Origin of the sequence: Geitlerinema sp. PCC 7407 (assembly GCF_000317045.1) — a bacterium.
Lineage (GTDB): Bacteria > Cyanobacteriota > Cyanobacteriia > PCC-7407 > PCC-7407 > PCC-7407.
This window is the reverse complement of the sequence record NC_019703.1, coordinates 3,295,080-3,317,276: the sequence shown is the minus strand read 5'-3', so window position 1 is coordinate 3,317,276 and position 22,197 is coordinate 3,295,080. Positions and strand designations below refer to the sequence as shown.

The 22,197-nt window shown below is 60.5% G+C and carries 22 protein-coding genes and 1 pseudogene; 8 read left to right on the top strand and 15 right to left on the bottom strand.

Annotated elements, in window-relative coordinates; translation table 11 throughout:
• Window positions 1-156: 156 nt before the first annotated feature.
• Window positions 157-1,350 carry a hypothetical protein gene (locus GEI7407_RS19655; RefSeq protein WP_015172742.1) on the bottom strand — a complete coding sequence of 398 codons (1,194 nt, stop codon included), beginning with the start codon at window positions 1,348-1,350 and terminating at the stop codon, window positions 157-159.
• A gap of 560 nt (window positions 1,351-1,910) precedes the next feature.
• On the opposite strand from GEI7407_RS19655, the gene GEI7407_RS21410 reads away from it, so the two are divergent.
• From GEI7407_RS21410 to GEI7407_RS21405, 4 genes are all read left to right on the top strand, one after another.
• Window positions 1,911-2,894 (top strand): hypothetical protein, encoded by a 984-nt coding sequence (locus GEI7407_RS21410; RefSeq protein ID WP_015172741.1) that lies wholly within the window; start codon window positions 1,911-1,913, stop codon window positions 2,892-2,894.
• Window positions 2,895-3,070: 176 nt separating this feature from the next.
• Complete coding sequence (rpmF, locus tag GEI7407_RS13465) at window positions 3,071-3,250, top strand: 50S ribosomal protein L32 (RefSeq protein ID WP_015172740.1); 180 nt, start codon at window positions 3,071-3,073, stop codon at window positions 3,248-3,250.
• A gap of 217 nt (window positions 3,251-3,467) precedes the next feature.
• The gene (locus tag GEI7407_RS13460) at window positions 3,468-4,076 is read left to right on the top strand and encodes a sulfite oxidase-like oxidoreductase (protein WP_015172739.1); all 609 of its coding nucleotides are present in this window, start codon (window positions 3,468-3,470) and stop codon (window positions 4,074-4,076) included.
• Between the two features lie 820 nt (window positions 4,077-4,896).
• Window positions 4,897-5,238 (top strand): hypothetical protein, encoded by a 342-nt coding sequence (locus GEI7407_RS21405; RefSeq protein WP_190274137.1) that lies wholly within the window; start codon window positions 4,897-4,899, stop codon window positions 5,236-5,238.
• Here the strand turns inward: GEI7407_RS21405 and GEI7407_RS13450 are convergent.
• The 5 genes and pseudogenes from GEI7407_RS13450 to GEI7407_RS13430 all read right to left on the bottom strand — a co-directional run bounded on the left by GEI7407_RS13450 (window position 5,235) and on the right by GEI7407_RS13430 (window position 10,086).
• A complete protein-coding gene (locus GEI7407_RS13450) occupies window positions 5,235-6,383 on the bottom strand; it encodes a hybrid sensor histidine kinase/response regulator (RefSeq protein WP_015172737.1) in 1,149 nt (382 codons plus the stop codon). The genes GEI7407_RS21405 and GEI7407_RS13450 overlap by 4 nt on opposite strands.
• Window positions 6,384-6,680: 297 nt before the next feature.
• Window positions 6,681-8,390: an urease subunit alpha gene (gene ureC, locus GEI7407_RS13445; protein ID WP_015172736.1), complete on the bottom strand. Its 1,710-nt coding sequence runs from the start codon at window positions 8,388-8,390 to the stop codon at window positions 6,681-6,683.
• A 157-nt stretch (window positions 8,391-8,547) separates the two neighbouring features.
• Window positions 8,548-8,850 (bottom strand): annotated as a pseudogene (locus GEI7407_RS13440) (urease subunit beta); the annotation flags it as partial.
• Between the two features lie 11 nt (window positions 8,851-8,861).
• Window positions 8,862-9,164, bottom strand: coding sequence for an urease subunit gamma (locus tag GEI7407_RS13435; RefSeq protein WP_015172734.1), 303 nt, complete (start codon window positions 9,162-9,164; stop codon window positions 8,862-8,864).
• Between the two features lie 88 nt (window positions 9,165-9,252).
• The gene (locus tag GEI7407_RS13430) at window positions 9,253-10,086 is read right to left on the bottom strand and encodes an urease accessory protein UreD (RefSeq protein ID WP_015172733.1); all 834 of its coding nucleotides are present in this window, start codon (window positions 10,084-10,086) and stop codon (window positions 9,253-9,255) included.
• 166 nt (window positions 10,087-10,252) lie between these two features.
• On the opposite strand from GEI7407_RS13430, the gene GEI7407_RS13425 reads away from it, so the two are divergent.
• Together GEI7407_RS13425 and GEI7407_RS13420 are read left to right on the top strand one after the other, a co-directional pair.
• A complete protein-coding gene (locus GEI7407_RS13425; RefSeq protein ID WP_015172732.1) occupies window positions 10,253-10,489 on the top strand; it encodes a hypothetical protein in 237 nt (78 codons plus the stop codon).
• 177 nt (window positions 10,490-10,666) lie between these two features.
• Window positions 10,667-11,449 (top strand): DUF1350 family protein, encoded by a 783-nt coding sequence (locus GEI7407_RS13420; protein ID WP_015172731.1) that lies wholly within the window; start codon window positions 10,667-10,669, stop codon window positions 11,447-11,449.
• 2 nt (window positions 11,450-11,451) lie between these two features.
• Here the strand turns inward: GEI7407_RS13420 and GEI7407_RS13415 are convergent, their stop codons facing one another.
• From GEI7407_RS13415 to GEI7407_RS13405, 4 genes are all read right to left on the bottom strand, one after another.
• On the bottom strand, window positions 11,452-12,105 hold the full coding sequence (locus tag GEI7407_RS13415) for a helix-turn-helix transcriptional regulator (protein WP_041268449.1): 654 nt from the start codon (window positions 12,103-12,105) through the stop codon (window positions 11,452-11,454).
• Between the two features lie 25 nt (window positions 12,106-12,130).
• Window positions 12,131-12,253: a hypothetical protein gene (locus GEI7407_RS21825; protein ID WP_015172729.1), complete on the bottom strand. Its 123-nt coding sequence runs from the start codon at window positions 12,251-12,253 to the stop codon at window positions 12,131-12,133.
• A gap of 96 nt (window positions 12,254-12,349) precedes the next feature.
• Complete coding sequence (locus tag GEI7407_RS13410) at window positions 12,350-12,835, bottom strand: Dps family protein (protein ID WP_015172728.1); 486 nt, start codon at window positions 12,833-12,835, stop codon at window positions 12,350-12,352.
• Between the two features lie 154 nt (window positions 12,836-12,989).
• Complete coding sequence (locus tag GEI7407_RS13405; protein WP_015172727.1) at window positions 12,990-13,253, bottom strand: ParB N-terminal domain-containing protein; 264 nt, start codon at window positions 13,251-13,253, stop codon at window positions 12,990-12,992.
• Between the two features lie 308 nt (window positions 13,254-13,561).
• Here GEI7407_RS13405 and GEI7407_RS13400 point away from each other — a divergent pair, with 308 nt between their 5' ends.
• Window positions 13,562-15,235, top strand: coding sequence for a SpoIID/LytB domain-containing protein (locus GEI7407_RS13400; protein WP_015172726.1), 1,674 nt, complete (start codon window positions 13,562-13,564; stop codon window positions 15,233-15,235).
• 237 nt (window positions 15,236-15,472) lie between these two features.
• Here the strand turns inward: GEI7407_RS13400 and GEI7407_RS13395 are convergent, their stop codons facing one another.
• Complete coding sequence (locus tag GEI7407_RS13395; protein WP_015172725.1) at window positions 15,473-15,772, bottom strand: ferredoxin; 300 nt, start codon at window positions 15,770-15,772, stop codon at window positions 15,473-15,475.
• Window positions 15,773-16,220: 448 nt separating this feature from the next.
• Between GEI7407_RS13395 and GEI7407_RS13390 the strand changes: the two genes are divergently transcribed.
• Window positions 16,221-17,258, top strand: coding sequence for a Gfo/Idh/MocA family protein (locus tag GEI7407_RS13390; RefSeq protein ID WP_015172724.1), 1,038 nt, complete (start codon window positions 16,221-16,223; stop codon window positions 17,256-17,258).
• Here the strand turns inward: GEI7407_RS13390 and GEI7407_RS13385 are convergent.
• The 4 genes from GEI7407_RS13385 to GEI7407_RS13370 form a co-directional block, all read right to left on the bottom strand.
• Window positions 17,200-18,177, bottom strand: a complete 978-nt coding sequence (locus tag GEI7407_RS13385; RefSeq protein WP_015172723.1) for a glycosyltransferase family 2 protein — start codon at window positions 18,175-18,177, stop codon at window positions 17,200-17,202. The genes GEI7407_RS13390 and GEI7407_RS13385 overlap by 59 nt on opposite strands.
• A gap of 44 nt (window positions 18,178-18,221) precedes the next feature.
• Window positions 18,222-19,226, bottom strand: coding sequence for a glycosyltransferase family 2 protein (locus tag GEI7407_RS13380; protein ID WP_015172722.1), 1,005 nt, complete (start codon window positions 19,224-19,226; stop codon window positions 18,222-18,224).
• Between the two features lie 148 nt (window positions 19,227-19,374).
• Window positions 19,375-21,126, bottom strand: coding sequence for an alpha/beta hydrolase (locus GEI7407_RS13375; protein WP_015172721.1), 1,752 nt, complete (start codon window positions 21,124-21,126; stop codon window positions 19,375-19,377).
• A 115-nt stretch (window positions 21,127-21,241) separates the two neighbouring features.
• Entirely contained in the window at window positions 21,242-22,165 is a 924-nt protein-coding gene (locus GEI7407_RS13370) for a carbohydrate ABC transporter permease (protein ID WP_015172720.1), read from the bottom strand.
• Window positions 22,166-22,197 lie beyond the last annotated feature (32 nt).

Below are 22,197 nucleotides of genomic sequence, written 5' to 3'. Positions count from 1 at the left end.
TCCTGTTTTTTGAGATGAAAAAGACTGAAATTATTGCGCAAGTTTTGAGGTTTCAACTGTCTAGGAAGGTTCTGGCCATTTGTGAAAAGCGTGAAGATACAAAAAAGGGCGTCCTAGAACGCCCTTTTTTCAGCAAGCTAAGAACAAATCTAAGGCTTATGAAGCGCCGGTGCGGCTTTTCCAGCGGGCGATCGCGCTTTGAGCGCTGCTATACAGCGGACTGTCGGTCGGCACCAAAGAGGCAGCGGCGATCGCGTCTCGCACTTGGCCTCGGGAAGCTCGCGACTCAGCCAGCATCATGATCTGCTGGCTCCACTGGCCGGTCAGCTGCTGGGCTTGGCCATAGCCCGGTTGTCCCGGCTTGATCTGGCGGACTTTTTCGATGGCGCGGTTGTAGGTGGAGGCCTGTCCGGGGCGCAGGAGCGCTGTAGCGGACTGAATCACCTCCCACTGAGGGATGGCCTGCTGGGCTTGGCGCTTGAGCGTGCTGGGGCTGTCTGAGACGAGTTTGGCGGCGGCGATCGCCGTTTGAAATTGACCTTGCTGGGCGCGCCGTTCGGCCAGGGTCCAGATTTGCTGGTTCCAGGTGGCGATCGCCTGCTGGGCAGCTCGATACTCCGGGGCTCCGGGCTGAATTTTTTGGGCGGCCAAAATCGCGTGCCGCAGCTTAGAGGCCTGGTTGGGGTCGGCCAGCTTGCGAGCGTCCGCTAGGGAGCCAGCTTTCGCAGCGGTGGCGCTGGCCGGGGCGGCGGGCTTGGCGGCGGGCTTGCTGGCAGTGGCTGCTGGTTTTGTCGCCACTGAGGGCGCAGGGCGATCGGAACTGGGCTTTGCAGAAGCGGTGTTAGCGTCCGGAGAACTGGTGTTGGCGGCTGACGGGGCAGCGTTTGCGGGTTTGCTCGAAGGGTTCGCCGCCGCCGTTGTGGCGGTTGCCGTAGATGCAGCGCTTGCCTGGGTCGCTGGTTTCTCGCTAGAGGCGGCCGTCCCGCTGGACGCCGCTGCTTGGGAAGTGGCCTGTGCCGGTTCCTGGGATGAAGCGCTGGCGGCGTTCTGGGCAGGTGCGGTCTGAGGGCTGCTGGCTAGCGTGCTTGGGTTTGGGGCGTTGCCCTGGGCGGATTCGGGGCCAGATGTGGGCGGCTGGGTCGGGGCGATCGCCCCTGAACTGGCCGCGATCGCGCCTGGCGCTTCGGCGCTGGGGGCAGCCGCCCACATCAGGTTCCGGTAGCGCAGCAGGACTCCCACCAGCAGAGCCGCCAAAACCAGGCCCCCAACGACGAGCAGGCGATGCCACACAAGGGTATTGCCGGTCTCACTTTCTGACTGGGAGGCCTTGGTCGGAGGAGCCGATGTCATGGGAGCGGCCTCACGCGCTGCGGACGGCGAAACAATGGAATTTTTAAGAACGTTAGCCATGGCCAATTAATGCTGAAGCGGAGCGATCCAGCCGTCAATGGCAGCCTTTGCACCCCAGGATTGGACGGATTAGCGATCGCACAAGACGCGCACGCAAGTCGCTTATTCTAGTGTGCCCGCAAACTATCGAGATGCCACGGGTGTCCCACAGAAAATTTCTTTCCCAGAAGCTGTTGGCCGCCAACGTAGGATCGCTCCCCGAGGCTGACTTGACCCTTAGATAGCTCCATAACGAAAATTCACCACCTGATAGAGAGCAAATGATGGCGTCCTCGCCTAAGATTTAATGCAATCTTGCCCATCGCTGTATCCAGGGGGCTGGCTAGTGGCGGGCGATTGCCTCCAAAACCCTCCAAACTGCGCTAACACGGCTGCCTGGGTCACAATTTTGTGTTTTGGGTTGTGCGGTCTGATTCCTTTCGACCTCGCACTAAAATTGCACCGACCCCTGAATCGCATTGCACCTTTGAGGCACTTCCCCAGAGAAGTGAGCACAAACCATGAAACATCAGCCCCAGTCCAGCCCCATGCGCCAGCGAGCCAGTCGTTTGCTGGCTTTCCCCCTCAGCTTGGTAACGCTCTTTGGCGGGGGGAGCTTGTGGTTGCTGGAAATGGCGATCGCGCCGCCCGCGGCCCAGGCCTACACTGCGCGGGTCAACCTCAGCCTCGATCGCCGCGCTAATGAAAGCTATGACACCCTGCTGCGCCGCGCCGAAACTGCCGCCCGAGCCGCTGCCCAGCGCGCCTTTGACAACGACATCCTCGCTACAGAAGTCTCCGTCATTGTGGCTGGCCAAAATAGCGGCCTCATCGTGCCGATCTTGGCCCTAGAGGTCAGCCGCGCAGACTGGCGTCGCCGCCCTGATCCGCAGCAGTGGGCAACCTACTACAGCAATGCCGATCTTCTCTTGGGCATCAACCAGCCTGTGATCGCCGCGCCTGCTCCTGCCCCTGTTCCTGTGCCTGTTCCAGCGCCCACGGCTCCCTTGCCCAGCGCAGCGCCCGGCGCTGCCCCCGCTCAGACCGAGACGGCCCCTGCGGCAGGTGAAGGTCAAGCCGCCCCCGGCGCCGTACCGCCAGCCACTACTACCCCTGGCGCTGCGCCGCCGGCTCAAGTACAGCCGGGTGAAGCGCCTGCACCTGGAACGGCTGCGCCCGGAACTGCCGCACCTGGAACGGCTGCTCCCGGAACCGCTGCCCCTGGTACTGCCCCTGCACCGACCCCCGGTGCTGCCCCCGGTACTGCCCCCGCGCCGACCAACGCCGCGCCAGCCCCAACCAATGCGGCACCGACCCCGCCCCCCGGCGCGGCGCCAGCGCCGACCAACGCCGCGCCAGCGCCCGCCACGGCTGTTCCCGCTCCCCAGCAACAAACGGTGCCTGCCCCGGCTCCTGCGGCCCCGGCTCCTACAACCACAGCGCCTCAGCCCCGATCGGCAGTCGTATGCTCCGGCGGGACCTGCCGCACCGTGGAGCAGCGCTAGGAAGGGCGAAGACTACGTGAGATGGGTCCCACTCAGCGACAGGCTTTTGCGCTTACCCATAACGTTATGGGCGACTAGCAAGCAATCGCCCAAGGTTCTTCCTCTGTGATCCCTCAGAACCTTTTGCATGCTCTAAGATAGAAAGGTTGTCAAATTCTGGTTGAGACTGGACGGTCATGGCTGTTCCCAAGAAGAAAACCTCCAACGGTAAGCGCGATCAGCGCCGCGCACACTGGAAGCGTCAAGCCGCTCTGGAGGCTCAAAAAGCGCTTTCCCTCGGCAAATCCATCCTGACGGGACGCTCGAAGGGCTTTGTGTATCCCAGTGAAGACGAAGAAGAGGCTGGCGAAGAGTAGGCATTTTCCACTGTCCTACCGCTTTCAAAGCAGGGCTTCCCAAAGCCCTGCTTATTTTTTTGCCTCGCATTGCAGGGTTTTTTTGTGAGTAAAGGTCGCACTCTGTCACCGCTTGGGAGTCAAACGGTAGAGTGAGAAAGATGGCGGCCGAAGCCGCTCATGCTACAGCCCCCCTTGAAATCGCGGGCTTTGCTCAAAGCTCTGTAAAAATCACCTTATGCTAGGCAAGTTTTTTCACAAACCCGGCCCTGAACACAGCGATCGCGTTCCGCCCGGCCAGCACCTCACCAATGGCTTCCCCGTCCTCACCTACGGCGAAACACCCCCCGTCGATCGAGACACCTGGGAGTTTCGAGTCTGGGGCTTGGCGGAAGAGCGCGTGTTTTCCTGGGATGACTTCATGGCTCTGCCTCAGCATGACTTCACCGCCGACTTTCACTGCGTGACGCGCTGGTCAAAGCTCGACGTCAAGTGGCGGGGAGTCAAGGTAGCCGACTTCATGGCCCTGCTGAACCTCGACCCCAAGGCAGCCCACGTGATGGAGCACTGCTACGGCGGCTACACCACAAACGTCCCCTTGGCCGATTTCCTGCGCGAGGAAAACTTCTTTGCCCATACGCTCTTTGATGAGCCACTGCCGCCCGATCACGGCGGTCCGATGCGATTGGTGATTCCGCACCTCTACGCCTGGAAAAGTGCCAAGTGGATTAACGGTTTAGAGTTTCTCGAAAAAGAAGTGTCTGGTTTCTGGGAGCGCAATGGCTACCACCGCCGGGGAGAACCCTGGGCAGAGGAGCGCTACAGCAACCGCTTTTTTGGCGGCTAGGGCCAAAAAGCGAGGTCAGAGAGCGGGCTCTGTGGGCGATCGCCTACAGAGCCCTAAGTTGGTGTCTCTGATCGATGTCTTTGGGCGCTCACCAGAAGCCAGGGCGCCGCGTTTCTGGGTACCCACAACGCTCTAGCTCCTCGAATCAATCGCGGCCAGAATGAACTTTAGGCTGCTAGCGTAGAGGGCAGGAGCACGCTAGATCGGGGTGAACTGCATCTTTGGCGTAGAATGTCCCGCATTTCGTCCGTTTTTTTGCCCCAGAGCCCTTGTTAGAACTAGGGAAAAGGCTGAAGTTTTTGTTAAAAAGTGCGGTGTTTGCAGGGCTGAAGCCCTGCGGTTGTGTTCTTTTTCCTGCTGGCGTCAGCTCTCTTCTCTCAGTTAGGAAGCTAGCCAATCGAATGCGAAATGCTGGGCATTCTTTGGAATCTCAGTGTATGAGCTCGGCACTTGTGTCCTGGGGGTGATTTTATTTTGCTTCGTTTCATCGAATATGGTCCAAATGTGTGCTGGTTAACAGCAAAAAAGGCTGTACTTACATGACAGCGTTTTGATTTCTCATCGTCTCTAAGAGTTTGAGTGTGTGATGTGCTTGTCAAATATCCCAAAAGTCCCAACTAACAGAAGACAAGATGGGGTGTATGAAAGTCGATGCAAGTTGAAAAATTCTGCGTGGGACTTGACGAGTCAAACGGCGCCGAATAATTGGATGAGTCATCAAAAAAATGCTCAATACCCAGAAATGTATAAAGTTGCTGTGGTCGATGATGATGAGCACTGGTGTCAGGCGATAAAGCGGTTTTTCCGATACCGTTTTGACGTGACGACTTTCACTGATCCAGAGTGCTTTGTCCAGCGATCGCAGGAATTTGATTTGCTATTAGTTGATTTTGTGCTGCTGCCACTGTTCTTTTTTGAGCCGATTCACAATGGCTATGAACTGGTGCAGTTCCTCAAGCGCCATCTGACCCAGCCGCCGCTGATGGTTTTGGTGTCCGGCATGATCGACGCTGAGGATCACTACCTCTTTCCAGAGGCAGATGCCTGCGTGATCAAGACGGTTGACCTGGATGTGCTAGAGCAGCAGATGTTTCGGCTGCTGGCGCGGCGATCGCCCGTTCCCGAACGGTGTGATGAAGGCAGAGCAGGATTGGGGGCCTAGCTGAGGGGCAAATAGACGCTGAACGTGCTCCCCTGGGCCACAACGGATTCGACGGTAATCCTGCCTTGGTGAGCCTCGACGATCCGGTGGGTGAGGTGTAGCCCGAGGCCGCTGCCGGAGCGCTTGTGGTTGCCCTGGCGGAAGCGATAGAAGATGCTTTGCAGGTCTTGGGGAGGAATGCCGACGCCGCTGTCGGTGATGGAGATGACGGCCCAGTCGCGATCGCCATTTGGGCAGCGACCGTCGGTCCCGGCGGGACAGGCATAGGCCTCAATGACGATATCCCCAGCGTCGGTGAATTTGATGGCGTTGCCGAGCAGATTGGTAAAGACGCGGTGCAGCTCAAGGCGATCGCCCACAATCCGCCGATCGACTGCCTGACTGCCCTGGGGATCCAGATTGACTTTGAGGGTCAGGCTCTTTTCTTCGGCCAGGGGCGCCAGCTCGTCAACGACTTCTTTCAGAAGCTCCTTAAGGTTGATGGGGTGCAGGGTCAGGGTCTTGTTGCCGGCCTCGTAGCGATAGACCTCGAGCAACGTATTGACCATTTGCAGCAGGTTGCGGTTGCTGCGAATCATGGTTGCGATCGCCTCGTGCATCTCCAGCGAGATTTCCCCGAGCGCCTCCTGCTGAAACAGGTTCAGCATCCGGTCCGCGGCCACCAGGGGGGTGCGCAGATCGTGGGTCAGGCGCGAGACAAAGTCTTCTCGCTGCCGGGCGATCTGGTCGCGCTCATCTACGCTGTGCTTCAGGCGCAGCAGCGATCGCACCCGCGCCAGCAGCTCGTCGTACTCCATCGGCTTGCGGATGAAGTCGTCCGCGCCGTTGTCGAGGCCCTCAGCCACGCTTGGACTGTCGTAGGCCGTAATCAGCAAGATTGGAGTAAACGAGAGCTTGGTATTGTCACGGATGCGCCGCGTCACCTCGAAGCCGTCCATCTCCGGCATCATGATGTCGAGCAAAACCAAGTCTGGCGGCGACAGATCAATGTGGCGGAGCGCCTCTTTGCCGCTGTCCGCGATCGTGATGTCGTAGCCTTCTTCTTCGAGAATGGCCTGGATGAGATAGCAGTTGTCCGGCGAATCATCTACCACCAAGATGCGATCGCGGCGGGAGTCTTGAGAGAGGCGAGAGTACGAAGTCATGAATCCGGGGTATTTGCTACCGTGATGTGCGAAAGGCACGGGAAGGGGGGAGATTAATCAAAAATCCTCTGTTGCCTATTGTGATTTTGAAGTTAGGAAATTTTCGTCACCCCTAGGAAGGATTGCTGTGGTAATTGCAGCATCTTAGGTGAGAAATGCTACAGCGAGGGGCCGGGTCCAGGGTCTGAACTTTAAAAAAGTTTGCAGGCTAATCCAGTCCCCATTTCTCAAGCGAAGGGGTGGAGGCTGGAAACGCTGGCAAAGCGCGATCGCCTATCTATTTCGTCGCGGAGCAGCCTAAAACAGAAAATAGCGCTGGGCCATGGGCAGGACGGTGGCTGGTTCGCAGGTGAGCAGTTGACCATCAGCGTGGACCTCGTAGGTTTCTGGGTCTACCTGAATCTGGGGCTGATAGTCGTTGAGCTTCATGTCACCTTTGGTGAGCTGGCGAATGTTGCGGACGGCGACAGCCTGCTTGCGGAGGCCGAGGCGGCTGGGAAGGTCGGCCTGGAGGGCGGCTTGGGAAACAAAGGTAAGAGACGTCGAGGCGATCGACCCGCCAAAGCTCGCGAACATGGGCCGCATGTGCACCGGCTGAGGCGTGGGAATGCTGGCGTTGGGGTCGCCCATCTGGGCCCAGGCGATCGCCCCGCCCTTGATCACTAGCTCCGGCTTCACACCAAAAAAAGCGGGTTTCCAGAGACACAAGTCGGCCAGCTTGCCCACCTCGACCGATCCCACCTCGTGGGCAATGCCGTGGGCGATCGCCGGATTGATTGTGTACTTCGCCACATAGCGCTTGGCCCGCTGGTTGTCGTGGCGCTCCGAATCTTCGGCCAGAGCGCCTCGCTGCACCTTCATCTTGTGGGCCGTCTGCCAAGTGCGAATGATCACCTCGCCCACTCGACCCATGGCCTGGGAATCCGAGGAGATCATGCTAAAGGCGCCCAGATCCTGCAAGATATCTTCGGCGGCGATGGTCTCTCGCCGAATCCGAGACTCCGCAAATGCCACGTCCTCGGGAATGCTGGGGCTCAGGTGGTGGCACACCATCAGCATGTCGAGGTGCTCATCCAGCGTATTGACGGTGTAGGGCCGCGTGGGATTGGTCGAAGACGGCAGTACATTGGTCTCGCCGCACACCCGGATGATGTCCGGGGCGTGGCCCCCTCCGGCTCCCTCGGTGTGGTAGGTGTGGATGACCCGCCCCTGAAAGGCAGCAATGGTGTCTTCCACAAAGCCTGATTCGTTGAGGGTGTCGGTGTGGATGGCCACCTGGATGTCGTAGGCGTCTGCCACGCTGAGGCAGGTGTCGATGGCGGCGGGCGTGGTGCCCCAGTCTTCGTGGAGCTTCAGGCCGATGGCTCCAGCCTCCACCTGCTCGCGCAGTCCCTTGGCCTTGGCGCTGTTGCCCTTGCCCAAAAAGCCCAGGTTCACGGGGAAGGCGTCGGCGGCTTGCAGCATCCGGTGGAGGTTCCAGGGGCCGGGGGTGCAGGTGGTGGCGTTGGTGCCGGTGGCGGGACCAGTGCCGCCGCCGATCAAGGTGGTGATGCCCGAGGCGATCGCGGTTTCGATCTGCTGAGGACAGATGAAGTGAACGTGAGCGTCGATGCCGCCCGCCGTCAGGATCATCCCCTCACCGGCGATCGCCTCGGTACTCGGGCCGATGATGATGTCGATGGCGTCTTGAATGTGGGGGTTGCCCGCTTTGCCGATGGCGACAATGCGACCGTCTTTGACCCCGATGTCGGCTTTGACGATGCCCCACCAGTCCAGGATCAGCGCGTTGGTGATCACCAGATCCACCGCGCCTTCGTCCCGCGAGAGAGGCGACTGGCCCATGCCTTCGCGGATGACCTTGCCGCCGCCAAACTTCACTTCGTCGCCGTAGGTGGTGTGGTCCCGCTCAACTTCGATGATCAAGTCCGTGTCTGCCAGCCGCACGCGATCGCCCACCGTCGGCCCGTAGGTTTCCGCATAGGCCCGCCGATCCATTCTGTAGCTCATCTGTTTTCCCTTGCATTAGCGCCTGATTTGCCCCGGGACTGGTCGCCCCAGAGGGTGCCCGCCGCCCAAACTGATTCTTGCGAAGTTACTTTTTCTTCTTTTTGTGGCCCTTGGCTTTGGCCCCTTTGCCGGTGTCCTGCTCGTCAGGAGCTGTGTCAAGAGGGCCGTTGATTTGGCCATTGAGGCCGTAGACCTCGCGGCTGCCGGCCAAAGCGACCAGGGTGACCTGCTTTTCGTCGCCGGGCTCAAAGCGCACCGCCGTGCCTGCGGGGATGTCGAGGCGGAACCCGCGGGCCAGGGCGCGATCGAAGCGCAAGGCCGAGTTGACTTCAAAAAAGTGAAAGTGAGACCCCACCTGAATCGGGCGATCGCCCGTGTTGGCCACCGTGAGGGTGACGGTGGGCCGTCCGGCGTTTAGCTCGATGTCGCCCGCATCAACCAACAGCTCTCCGGGAATCATGGCGATCGCTCCTAGCGAATGGGATGGTGAACGGTGACCAGCTTGGTGCCATCGGGAAACGTCGCCTCCACCTGCACCTCAGGAATCATCTCGGGCACCCCCTCCATGACGTCGTCGCGGCCCAGGAGCGTCGTGCCGTAGTTCATCAAATCAGCCACCGATCGCCCGTCCCGCGCCCCTTCGAGGATGGCGGCCGAGAGGTAGGCCACTGCCTCGGGGTGGTTGAGCTTGAGGCCGCGGTTTTTGCGCCGCTCGGCCACCAGGGCGGCGGTGAAAATCAGCAGTTTGTCTTTTTCTTGAGGGGTTAACTGCACCAGTGCATCTCCTTAACAGAGGCCAGATAGAAGCCAAATAGAAGCCAAATTTATGAGAGCCAAATAGGGGCCAAACGCTTGCCAAGGCTCACAGCGGCCATACTCGGGGCGGACAGGCGGGACGCTGAATGAGGGCTTGGCGCAGCAGGTCCCAGACGCGGAGCATCCAGGCGCGGGCTTCTTCGGTGGAGTCGCCCCGGTAGCGGCAGAGCATCCCTGCCATCAGCCGCGTCACGCCGACTTCGCCGCGGCCCTGCCACAGCGCGCGGGCCTCGGCCACCAGCTCCGGCGCGATGGGCTGCCCCACCACCGCAAAGCTGCCCACCAGCGATCGCCCGTGGAGGCCGTGGGGACTGTCCAGCCACGCCGGATTTCCGGGCAGCCATTGGCGATCGATCCACAGGGGCTGGCCTTGGCGCCACACTTCGGTGTGCGATCGCCAGTTGCCCTGAACAAAGCGCTCGCCCCGCGCGCTGCGACCGAGGCGCGTCAGCTCCCAGCCAAACCACCAAGCGTCTGGAGCCAATTCTACTCGCAAGTCCTGGCGATACACTGCGCCATCAAACACGATGCTTTCCTGGGGCAGCCACTCCACGCAGGCCCCTGCTCCCACGTCTAAATGAACCCTTTGCTGCGCTTCAAAACCGTTACTGCGGTACAGTTTGCTGGCGGCGGCTGTGGTAAGCAGGGCGTGGCTTTCGGGCTCTAGGCGAGCGCGGATCGTCAGGCGATCGCCCCCCACGATACCGCCCGCCGTGTGCAGCAAGACGCTATGACACACGGCCCCCTCCGGGTGAAACGGCCGCTGAATCTTGAGCGGGGCCAGGGCCAGGTTGTGGATCGGTTGGGTGATGCCTTGGCGCTGGGCGTACACCAGGTCCAAGGTGCCGCACCACGGCTGCGTTGTCGGAGCCCCAGACATTGTCACAGTCGCTTTCTCTCCAGATTTGGGTGGGTGAAGGGCGATCGCGCCCAACGTGCATCTTTATGAGTCTAGGGCGGCGATCGAAATTTTCGGCCCTAGGTCTTGATTGGGCCGATCGCTGCGGGAACTCTAAAGACCAAGCTGCTGAAGGGAGAAAAATGCCATGGGGGTCTTTCTTGGGGCGATCGCCGTCATTGTGAGTCTGTTTTTGTGGCTTTTGTGGCTGGGCCGCTCCCCTTCGTCTCCCGGCCGCTCCCGCAAAATCGCCGTGCTGGGCCGCCCGTCCCGGGGCAAGCTCCTGCGCAAAACGGCCTCGCGCCTGCGCCGAGACTATCCGGGCCAGACCGAAGACTGGTACTGGCAAAAAGCCCAGGATATCGTCCGGCGATCGCGCGGCTAGCAGAGCCCCTGGCTCCCGCCTAGAAGCTCTCTGAGCCACGCTGCCCAGTTTTGGCTAAGGCGCGATCGCCCCTAGAGCGCCGCCGGAGGATCTATATTTTCTTAAGGACTCTGAAAAGATTCTGAAACCCCCAACCATCAATCCTTTGGGGAGAAAACCAAGCGCTAGGGGACACCTGTGGCTGAGTGGAAAGAACTGCACGGTAACTGGGTGCTGATGCCGCGCCGACCCGTTGGCATTGTGCATTTTTTGGGAGGGGCCTTTGTGGCGACCGCGCCCCACATTACCTATCGGTGGCTCCTCGAAAGTCTGGCCAAGCAAGGCTATGGGGTGGTGGCCACGCCCTTTGTGAATACCTTTGACCATCAGGCGATCGCCCAGCAGGTCATTCGCAACTTCAACCGCGCCTTTTACCAGCTCCAGGAAACGGACTTTAACCGGCAGTATCTCCCGGTTTACGGCCTGGGGCACAGCATGGGCTGCAAGCTGCACTTGCTCATCGGCAGCCTGTATCCGGTGGAGCGCGCGGGCAATGCGTTTATGGCTTTCAATAACTATCCAGCGAAGCGATCGATTCCGTTTTTGGAGCAGTTCCAGCAGTTCACGCCGTCCTTTTCGGTGGAGTTCACGCCGTCTCCGGCCGAGACCAATGACCTGATCGCTCGGGACTACCAGATTCGCCGAAACCTGCTGATCCAGTTCACCAACGACGACATCGACCAGACCAAAACCCTCGACATCGTCCTGCAAAAGCGCTTTCCGCGCATGACCGTCTTGCGGACCCTCAAGGGCAACCACTTGACGCCGCTGGGCCAGGATATCGCGTGGCAGGTGGGCGAGTCGTTTTCGCCCATCGACGCGATCGCCCAGTTCGTCAAGCAAGAGGTGTACCGCGACCTCAATCCGCTCCGGGACGAGATCCTGCGCTGGCTCAATCCCTTGGCGCCCCTCCGCACCTAGGGCTAGCCGTCCGCGACCACCTCTGCCCGAAAGAGCAGTCGGTCGCGGTGGCGATAGCCGGGACGCTGGACCCGCACGCGATCGCCCTCGGCGGCTAGTCCCTGGACGAGGGTGTGCCACTGGGGCGCGTAGGCCACGGCCTCATCCACGCTGCCGATGGGCTCGACTTCCCAGGTGTCGAGGAGCTGGTGCAGGGGCAAAAGCTGCTTGAGCAGCGCGTCGAGCTGGGCGGCAGACAGCTCTGGGCGCTGGCGGGCCAGATGGACGATCCGGGGCCACTGCCGCAGCCAGGACTCCAGGCGATCGAGGCTGGCCTGCTCAAACTCAAGCTGGAGCTGGGTGCGCTGCTGAGTCAGCTGGTCCTGAAGGCGGCGATACTCGGCGGCGAGGTCTGGGCTCGTGGCGACCGTCTGGGCTGACAGCGTGTCTGAGCGGAAGAGCGAGAACTGGGCGATCGCCTCCTCCAGCGACAGTCCCAGGGCGATCGCCAGCTTCCGCAGCGGCTCCACCCGCATCTGATCTGCGCGACCCTGGCGGAGCTGCTGCACCTGCCACCGGGAGACCCCGGCCTGCTTGGCCAGGACTCGCAAACTCGAAATCTTGCGCGATCGCAGGTGGGCCTGAAGCCGCTGCTCGTATTCTGCTGAAGAAGCCATGGGCTGGGATGTCGTCAACAACTGCTCACCGTTGCCACTGCAACTGTTGATCATTGTCCAGCGTGCGCGGCGGAGGGCGATCGCCCTCCGCCAAAAATTCCGTCAGTTGAGTCCCGAAAACTCCCTTTTCGCCAGTTCTCCAGACCATCAAAAACCCCCTCCTCGCGATATCGGAGAAGGGGGCCGGGGTTTAAGGCGGTGTGGCAACGCTTTGGTTAGCAGGAACGTTGCTCACAGCCAAGTCTTACAGGAAGCTGCGGAGCATCCAGGCTGCTTTTTCGTGAACTCGCATCCGCTCGGTGAGCAGATCCGCCGTCGATTCATCACTGGCTTTTTCGACAGCCGGGAAGGTGGCCCGGGCCGTGCGAACCACAGCTTCGTTGGCTTCCACCAGCAGCCGGATCATGTCTTCGGCCTTGGGGACGCCGCGAGTTTCCTTGATCGAGCTAAGCTCAGCGTACTCGCTGTAGCTGCCTGGTGCCGGGTAGCCCAGCGTCCGGATCCGCTCTGCCACATCGTCAACGGCGATCGCCAGTTCGGTGTACTGCGTCTCAAAGAGCTGATGCAGGGACTGGAACATCGGACCGGTCACGTTCCAGTGGAAGTAGTGGGTCTTGAGGTACAGCGTGTAGGTGTCTGCCAACAGGTGAGAGAGACCCTCGGCGATCGCCTTGCGGTCACCTTCTTCAATCCCGATATTGACTTCGATCGGTTGCACTTTCGCAGCCATGCGTTCCTCCAAGAATGAACGGTGAGCCAAGCCAAAATCCAAAATGCTTGAATATTCGGCAGCTTTATTCAGTTTCTAGCGAAATTTTAGGGCTTTTGCATCTTCTGGCGGAGTTATTCTGCCCAATCTCCTCTCCTGGCGAAATGCGGCCCTCCTAGGCCAAATGCATTCGCAAAACGGACCGGGGAGCTTGGCGGACTCGACACCGAATGGTTTCCAGACCCAGGCGCTGACACGCTTCGTAGCGGTGGCAGCCTGAAAATCCGTAGTACTGGCCGTCCACCTCCAGCACATCAATCGGTTCGCGCAGCCCTTCGGTGCGAATCGACTCCATCAGCGCGATGACTTTGTCGGGGTCGGTTCCTCGGGGGAGGGGCCGACGAATTGCAGCGATGGGAATGTCCTGGACTCTTGCCATTCGGTGAGTTCCTCCAGTGTTTAATCTTTCTAAATCATACTCGTTATGAGTACGAGTTGCAACTGGCTCTTGCGATCGCCGGCAACTCGGTTTTTCCCAGCTTGGCGCGGCTCAGTGTCCGGATCATCACCCGCTGGGGTGGAAACAAAGGGACACAGGTTTTGCGTCAAGGGCTCAAGATACGGCACTTTGCGCAACGGGCTGCCCGGCGATCGCCCTTGCCTCCCGCCAAAAGGGCTGTATCTTGGGAAAGAGATTTTGCGCTTCTGCGGTTCGTTCACCCTCGATCTCCTTACACGCTGCGGCCCATGGGTTATTCTTCTTCTGCTTTGTCTGCTGTGCTGCCTCGCTGGATACCTCACTGGCAGCGGTGGTCGGCGATCGCCCTCTTAGCAACCTGCTGGCTCGGAAGCGCCACGCCAGAAGCCAAAGCGCAAGGGAACCAGGATATCGAGCTCAAAGTCGGCGTGGTCCAGCGCTTTGGCTCCAAGCCCACTGACAAGCTCACCCTCAAGGCCCAGCCGGGCGATCGCCTGACGCTGAGCTTCCAGACCGGCGACAAAACCGAAACCATCGAAGCGACGACCATGGTGATCGAGGCCAAACCCCAGCCCCTCACCGAGCAAGTGGTCCAAGAGCGGGTGGTGCTCAGCACCCACCGGAGCTTTGAAAGCGCGGAAGACAGCGCCAACCAGTGGCGATCGCGGGGCATCGAAGTAGAAATCGCCCAGCCCGGCAACTGGCAAGTGTGGGCCAAGCGATCGGTTTACAGCACGCCCCTGCTGCGCCGCTTGCTCCTGCGCAGCATCGAAATGGCCGAAATCAGCGGCCCCTTCCTCGACTCCCAGACGCTCACCGCCGTGCCCAAGAGCTCGTGGGTGGTGAATGGCTATCGCTACAACCGGGACGAAGTGGACATCACCGCTGGCCAGGGCCTGATTCGAGTGGAGGAAGGAGCGGACGGCAGCGATCGCAGCCTGTACGCCGGCAGCCTCCGCCTCCAGCCCAACACCTACGGCACCTACACCCTCGTGAACTTCGTGCCCCTCGAAACCTACCTGCGAGGCGTGGTGCCCCACGAGATCGGCGCAGGTGCTCCCCAAAACGCCATCGAAGCCCAGGCGATCTTGGCCCGGACCTACGCCCTCCGGAATCTGCGCCGCTTCGCCGTCGACAACTACGAGCTGTGCGCCGACACCCAGTGCCAGGTGTACTGGGGCCTCGATGGCACCACGCCCCAGACCGACCGGGCGATCGCCGCCACCCGCGGCCTGGTCCTGACCTACCAAGATGAGCTGGTCGACGCCCTCTACTCCTCCACGACCGGCGGCGTCACCGCCTCCTTCACCGACGTCTGGAACGGCACCCCCCGCCCCTACCTGCGGCCCGTAGTCGACTCCGTCAACAACGTCTGGAACCTGGCCCAGCAAGATCTCTCCGACGAGCAGGCCTTCCGGCGCTTTATTCAGATCAAGCAAGGCTTCAATGAAGACGGCTGGAAGTGGCTGCGCTGGCGAGAAGAAGGCAGCCTGCAAAAGCTCAACCAGGATCTGCGGGCCTATCTCCAGGCCAAAAAGAACCCCCTAGCCAGCTTCCAAACCATTCAGCAGGTTCAGGTCTCTCGGCGATCGCCCTCGGGCCGCGTCCAGCAGATGCAGGTCACCACCGACAAAGGCGTCGTCACCCTCGAAAAAGACGAGCTCCTGCGCGCCTTCGAGACCCCCAACAGCACCCTCTTTTACCTAGACCCGCTCTACCAGAGCGACCAAAAAACCTTGCGGGGCTATGCCTTTGTCGGGGGCGGCCTGGGCCACGGCGTCGGCATGAGCCAGACCGGCTCCTATCGCCTCGCCGAGCTCGGCTGGTCGAGCGATCGCATCCTCAGCTTCTACTTCCCTGAGACCCAGCTCCAGCCCATCAGCCCCGCCATCACCTTCTGGCGCGAGCCCCAGGATCTCCAGGCCCAGGCCCCGCAGCCCTAACGACTCGAATCGGGGTGTGCTTGGGAAAGAATTCGCCCAAACACCCCAAAAGACCTCTGGATCTTTTTAAAACCCCCTTTAAAAAAACAAAGAGAGTCAAAAACGACTCTCCCAGAGGTCGGCCCCTTGGGGCCTTCATTCTTTTGCCTGTTTGGCGCTAATCCACCGGAATCAGAGACAGGTCAACGTCAACAAACTTTGTAGCGCAACCCCGTCTCTGACCCAGGCCCACAAGGCTTAGTAAAGCTCTTCTTCTTGGTGGGTGAGGATGGTGCAGTCGGAAGTGGGGTATGCAACGCAGGTCAGCACGAAACCAGCTTCGATCTGATCGTCATCCAGGAAGGACTGGTCAGACTGGTCGATGGTGCCAGACTTGATTTTGCCAGCGCAGGTAGAGCAAGCGCCTGCACGGCAGGAGTAGGGCAGGTCGATGCCTTGCTCTTCAGCCGCATCCAGAATGTACTCGTCATCAGACACGTCAATCGTGGTGTTGAGACCTTCTGCCTCGTTGATTAGCGTGACCTTGTAAGTAGCCATTTGTGGTCCTCTCGTTAACAGAAACGGCATTCCAAGCGCACCAGAGGAAGACCCTAAGCGGTCTTGCAAGCCAAGCGCCAACCCCTGGCAAGCTTCACTCCTCTGATACTACGGGAAAAATTAAGAAAGGTTTAGGAGGATTAGTAATGAAGTTGTTATTGCTACTTGAGATAAGACCTTTTTATATAAAAAACGATTTATAGAAACTCAATTGATGGCAAATTATTAAGCTCTCAAACCTAGAAACGGCAAGCGTTAAACAGTTCTTAGTAATTCAAAAATTTCCCTCGTTTTTGAGACAAATTAGTATTAGTTATCATTATATTTCTCAATCATCACCTGAGCTTAGGGCTGCTGAAAAGCATTGCTCTGGCGCCCTTTGGGACAAAGGCCACCCAAAGTTTGCTGCTAAGCTGCTGTCTGAGAAAGGTTGCGGGGATCATCGCCCATGGGCGCTTTGGACACGATTCATGTTGGCATTGTTGGGACGGGTTACGCGGCGAAGCTGCGGGCGGAGGCGTTTCAGGCAGACGAGCGATCGCGCGTCGATCGCGTAGCGGGCCACAGCCCCGACAAAACGGCGGCCTTTGCCCAGGCCTACGGCGCGGCCCACACCCTGGACTGGCAAGAGCTGGTGGCGCGGCCGGATCTGGACTTGGTGGTGATCTGTAATGTAAATCAGGCCCACGGAGTGATCGCCCGGGCAGCCCTCCAGGCGGGCAAGCACGTCGTGGTGGAGTATCCGCTGGCCCTAGATCCCCAGGAGGCAGCTGAGCTGATTGCGCTGGCGCACCAGCAAGACCGCTTGCTGCACGTGGAGCACATCGAGCTGCTGGGGGGAGTCCATCAGGCCCTACTGCAAAACCTGCCCCGGATTGGCGAACCTGTTTATGCGCGCTACAGCACCCTCAATCCTCAGCGGCCTGCGCCCGATCGCTGGACCTACCAGCCCAAGCTGTTTGGGTTTCCGCTGGTGGGGGCGCTGTCGCGGGTGCATCGCCTGACCCACGCCTTTGGGCGGGTGGAAACGGTGACCTGTCAGGCCAGCTTTGATTCGGGGGCGATCGCCAACTCCAGTGGCTCTTACCGGAGCTGCTTGTGCAGCGCCCAGCTCCGCTTTGAGAGCGGGCTGATCGGGGAGATAGTCTACGGCAAGGGAGAGGCGCTGTGGCAGGTGGAGCGGCGCTTTGAGGTGCAGGGGCGGGCGGGAGCGCTCCTGTTTGACGGCAACGACGGCACGCTGATCCAGGCCGAGGGCTTCCAGGCCCTGGAGGTGGGCGGCCGCCGGGGCCTATTCGCCAAGGATACGGCGGCGGTGCTGGACCACTTGCTAGACGGGCGATCGCTCTATGTGAGCCCCGCCGAGAGCCTCTATGCTCTGTGCGTGGCCGATGCGGCCCGCCGATCCGCTGAGGAAGGCCGCCTGGTCAAGGTGGCGGCGGAGTATGCAGCGCTGGCGTCGGCCTTTGGTGCTCAAATCCCTTGACCTCGGCCAGGGTATAGAGGGGGCGGCCCTTGACCTCTTCGTAGATGCGGCCAATGTATTCGCCCAGGATGCCGATGCTGACGAGCTGAACGGCCCCCAGGAAAAAGATGGCGATCGCGATGGTGGCAAAGCCTGTCAGGGGAGAGTTGGGCTCAAACAAGCGCCAGTAGAGCACCAGCAGCCCCATCAAAAGGGCGATCGCCGCCGACAGCAGGCCCACATAGGTGGACATGCGCAGCGGCACCTTCGAAAAAGACACCAGCCCGTCAATGGCCAGGGCCAGGGACTTGCGGAAGGTATACTTCACCTCCCCGGCAAAGCGGGGATCGCGCTGAAACGGAATCGCCGTCTGACGGAAACCGGCCCACGCCCGCAGACCGCGCAGGTAGCGGTTGCGCTCGGGCATGGCGTTGAGCGCCTCGACCACCTGGCGGTCCATCAGGCAAAAGTCCCCGGTGTCGGTGGGGATGTCCACGTCTGCCAGGTGCCGCAGCACCCGATAAAAGCCGTAGGCCGTGAGCCGCTTGAACCAGCTTTCTTGACGCCGCTGCACCCGCTGGGCGTAGACCACCTGGTATCCGGCGCGCCACTGCTCCACCATGGCCGGGATCAGCTCGGGCGGATCCTGCAAGTCGGCGTCCAGCACGATCACGATGCGCCCCCGCGCGAAGTTCAGGCCTGCCGTCACGGCGGTCTGGTGGCCGAAGTTGCGGGCGAAGCTGAGGTAGCACACGCGGGGGTCGCGATCGCGCAGATCGCGCAGCAGCGCCAAGGAGCGATCGCGGCTGCCGTCATTTACCAAGATCAGCTCGCAAGGCCCGTCAAGGCCATCCATCACGGCCCCCACCCGGCGGTACATCTCAGGGATGGTGGCTTCCTCGTTATAGATCGGAATCACCAGGGAGTAGGTCGGCTGCATATCGGAAGGCTCAGGCCCAGTGCTCACAGACGTTGCGATCGCCCTCACGATCGAGCCGCGGGTCCCACCACGTCCCGCACCCGGTAAATGGGTCGCTTCTGGGACTCGTGGTAGGTGCGCATCAGCAGCTCGGCCAGCAGCCCAAAGCTAAACAGCTGGACCCCGGTCAAGAACAGCAGCACCGCCAAAATCAGCAAAGGGCGATCGCCAATGCTTTGGCCAAAGCCCAGCTTCAAAATCGATAAATACAGCCCCAGGGCCGACCCCAAGAGCGTACAGAGAATCCCAAAAAAGCCAAAGACATGCATGGGCCGGGTGAGGAATTTCTTGAAAAAGAACACCGTCACCAAGTCCATCAGGACCCGAAAGGTCCGGCTGAGGCCATACTTGCTGTGGCCGTAGCGGCGGGCGTGGTGCCGCACGGGGATTTCGGCGACCCGCGCCCCCTCGATGAAAGCCAAAGCGGGCAAAAAGCGGTGCAGTTCGCCGTAGAGGTTGAGATCTTGGACAATTTCGGCTCGGTAGGCCTTGAGGGAGCAGCCGTAGTCGTGGATGTGCACCCCCGTCACTTGGCCGATCAGCGCATTGGCGATCCGCGACGGCAGCAGGCGGGTCAGGGCGGCGTCTTGACGCTTCTTGCGCCAGCCGCTCACCAAGTCGTAGCCCTCTTCTAGCTTGGCCAGCAGCTCCGGAATATCGGCGGGATCATTCTGGAGATCGCCGTCCATCGTGATGATGATGCGCCCCCGAGCGTGCTGGAATCCGGCGGCCATGGCGGCGGTTTGGCCGTAGTTGCGCCGCAGCAGGACGCCCCGCAGGTCCGTGCGCGATCGCGCCAGCTCGCCCAGCAGCTCGGCCGATCCGTCCTGGGAGCCGTCGTCCACGCACACAATTTCGTAGGAATGAGGCAGATCGACGACGGCCGCTGCGATCGCCTCAATCAGCTTGGGCAAGCTCTCAACTTCGTTATACAGGGGAACAACGATCGATAAATCAGGCTGGGCGTCCGCAGAAAGCGGCGTCAGCTCGGGTGCTAGGGACGCATCCATGGATATTTATGGTGCCAGGTAAAAAAGATCAGCAAAATTGCGCGCACTGGCCAGGTTCATTGTATCGGCAAGGGCACTGCTCCAATGCCGTTTTGTCTGGGTCGGGGTTTCTAGACGCGGCCAGGGCAAACTTTGTTCGAGGTCGGGGTCAGCGCCGGCTCACAGGGGCGGCGGTGGCGGTAGGCGGGGGCGACTTTTCTTGGAGAGCCTCGGTGAGCTGCGCTGAGTTGAAATCTTTAACCAAGGCCAGACTCACCGAGGGCTGGTCAATCAGGGGCGGGTAGTTGGCCTGGAGATAGCTGCGGTAGGCGGGCTCTTGGCCCAGGTAGGTCTTGAAAAAAGCCACGCTCATGGCTTCCATGTAGTTTTGGGCGATCGCCGGGTCTGGGCCGACGAGGGCCGACGGCAGCGGGATGGGCTCCTCGCCTTCCGAGGGTTCATCTAGGGTCGAAAAGTGACTCGCGCGCTCCATCATCAGCAGATAGCGATCGGCACTGCCATTGATCCAAGTAAATGGACGAATTTGCTCGGCCAGCGCTGGGGCAATGGTGTCATTGCTGCTGGTCACGATCATCACCGGCACCTGAAGCTGGTTGAGACCCGTCTCGCCAAAGACGCTGCTCGTGATCGGATTGATGGCGATCGCCGCCTTGATGCGGGGGTCGTGCAGGGTGACTTGGGACGCAGCCGTCTGGGTTTCCAGGGCGCGGCACTGGAGCAGCAGTGACAAATTCCAGGTATTAATCACGTCCAGACAATCTTCTTGCAGTCGCGGAAAATTTAGCGTCGCTCCGGCCGCCGCCAGTGCCGTATAGCCGCCAAAGGACTGGCCCAAAATGCCGATTTGATCCAGATTAAATCGGCCTTCTAGGGCGCTCCCAGATTGATTGAGGGTCGTGATCGTGTCGATCAGATAGCGAATGTCAAGGGGACGATTCACAAACTCCATCGGGTCGGCCACTTCGCTGGCGCGCCCCTCGATGAGGGCCTGGAGCTGGGCGTCGTTGCTGCCGGGGTGCTCTGGCACCGCGACCGCAAAGCCGTAGCTGGCCAGGTGAGCGGCCAAATAGGCAAAGGTGGTGCGATTGGAGCCGAGGCCGTGGGAAATAATCACCACCGGAGCATTGGGAGTCGCAGGCAGATAAAAGTCCACTGGAAAGGTGCGATCGCGGCTCGGATCGCGCAGCCGCAGCGTCTCGCGCCGGTAGTCCACCGGCCCGCGCGATCGCACATCCACCAGTTCTCCGCTCGGCAGCGGCGGCGTCAGCAGCGCCTCGGTGCGCGCCTGGGTCTTGACGGCCGCCACCGCCTGCCGCGTCTCCTGGACGATCGTGCTCAGCTCATCAGCAAACTCCAGACTCCGTCCCAGATCCACCCGAATGCCCGGTGTCGGAAACTGCTGCATCACATTCAAGAGGGTCATGCCCTCGGGCTCCGCCGCCGCCAAAATCAGCGCGGCCCGCAGGCCCAAAAATCCCGACTGGCGCGCTTCGGACTGGATCACTTGGCCCAGGCGATCGAGCAAAATTTCGCCCTGGGGCGAGTAGAGAAACTGGGACACCGCCACCGCATCAAAGCCAATGGGCGTCAGCAGCACCTCCCGCAGCTGAGCCAGGCGCTCTGGCCCCGCGTACTGCCCGTACAGGGCCAAATCCCCCGTGATTTCGCCGGTCCGCGCATAGATCTCTAGCTCTTTGATCGTGATGGATCGGCCCAGCAGTCCATAGGACAGATAAATCCGCTCAGCGCCCAGGCTGGGCTGGGCTGCCAGGAGGCTCCAAGGCAAAAGGCCTAGGCTAATGAGCTGGCCGAGGCGGGGCAGCAGCCGAGACCTGCGGAGGCGATCGCGCAGGGTGTCCCCGGGCGATCGCCCTCCAGCCGCAGAAGAACGTGAATTCATACTTATCCTTGCCTTGGATTGCCAGTCAATCGACAGCCACACCAACAGAACGCGCTATCTCAATGCCTCACTCAGCGTTTTCCCAGTTCCTGAACCTGCCCTAGGGATTTCTCTTCTACAGCCACTCTTGGCCCGGCGCTGCCCCGACTCGCTGCAGGCCCAAGCGCACCACCGACAGCGCCAAAATCACCAAGAAGAGAACCAAACCGATCGTGCAGGCGTAGCTCACTTCCAAATCCTGGAAAGCGCGCTCATAGACGTAGTACACAATCGTCTTCGAGCTGTTGTTGGGGCCACCCTGGGTCATGATGTAGATCTCTTCAAAGACCTTGGTGGCCGAAATCGCTGAGATGACCCCCACCAGCAGGAGGTAAGGGCGCATCAGCGGCACCGTCACGTCCCAGTGCTTGCGCAGCCCGTCCGAGCCGTCGATCGCCGCCGCCTCATACAGCTCTGCGGGAATGGCCTGTAGCCCAGCCAGATAAATCACCATGTAGTAGCCTAGCCCCTTCCAGATCGTGACTGCCATCACGCTAAACAGCGACCACGTCGGCAGGGTCAGCCACGGAAAACCCTCCGAACCCGGCAGCACCAGACGGACGACATGGTTGAGCAGGCCGTTTTCGTTATAGAGCCAGCGCCAGGCGATGCCCGCCACCACCATCGAGATCACCACCGGGGTGTAGTAGGCGGCGCGAAACCAGCTGATGCCCCGCAGCTTTTGGTTGACGAGGATCGCCAGCCCGAGGGGCAGCACCACCAAAACGGGAACGACCCCCACCAGATACACAAAGGTATTCCGCAGGGTTTGCCAAAAGACCGGATCGCCCAGCAGCCGCTGAAAGTTGCCAAACCCAATCCACAGGGGCGGCTGCGTGAGGTCGTAGCTGTAGCGCGTGAAGCTCAGCAAAAAGGCCTGGACCGCTGGCCAAAAGACGGTCAGGCCCAAAAGTGCCAGGGCCGGCAGCAAAAACCAGTAGGGCGTGAGCTGCTGCTGAAGTTTTGGCCAGTTTTGGGGAATTGGAAACTTTGTCGTCATGGGGAGAGGTCACTACGCGGGGAACGACAACG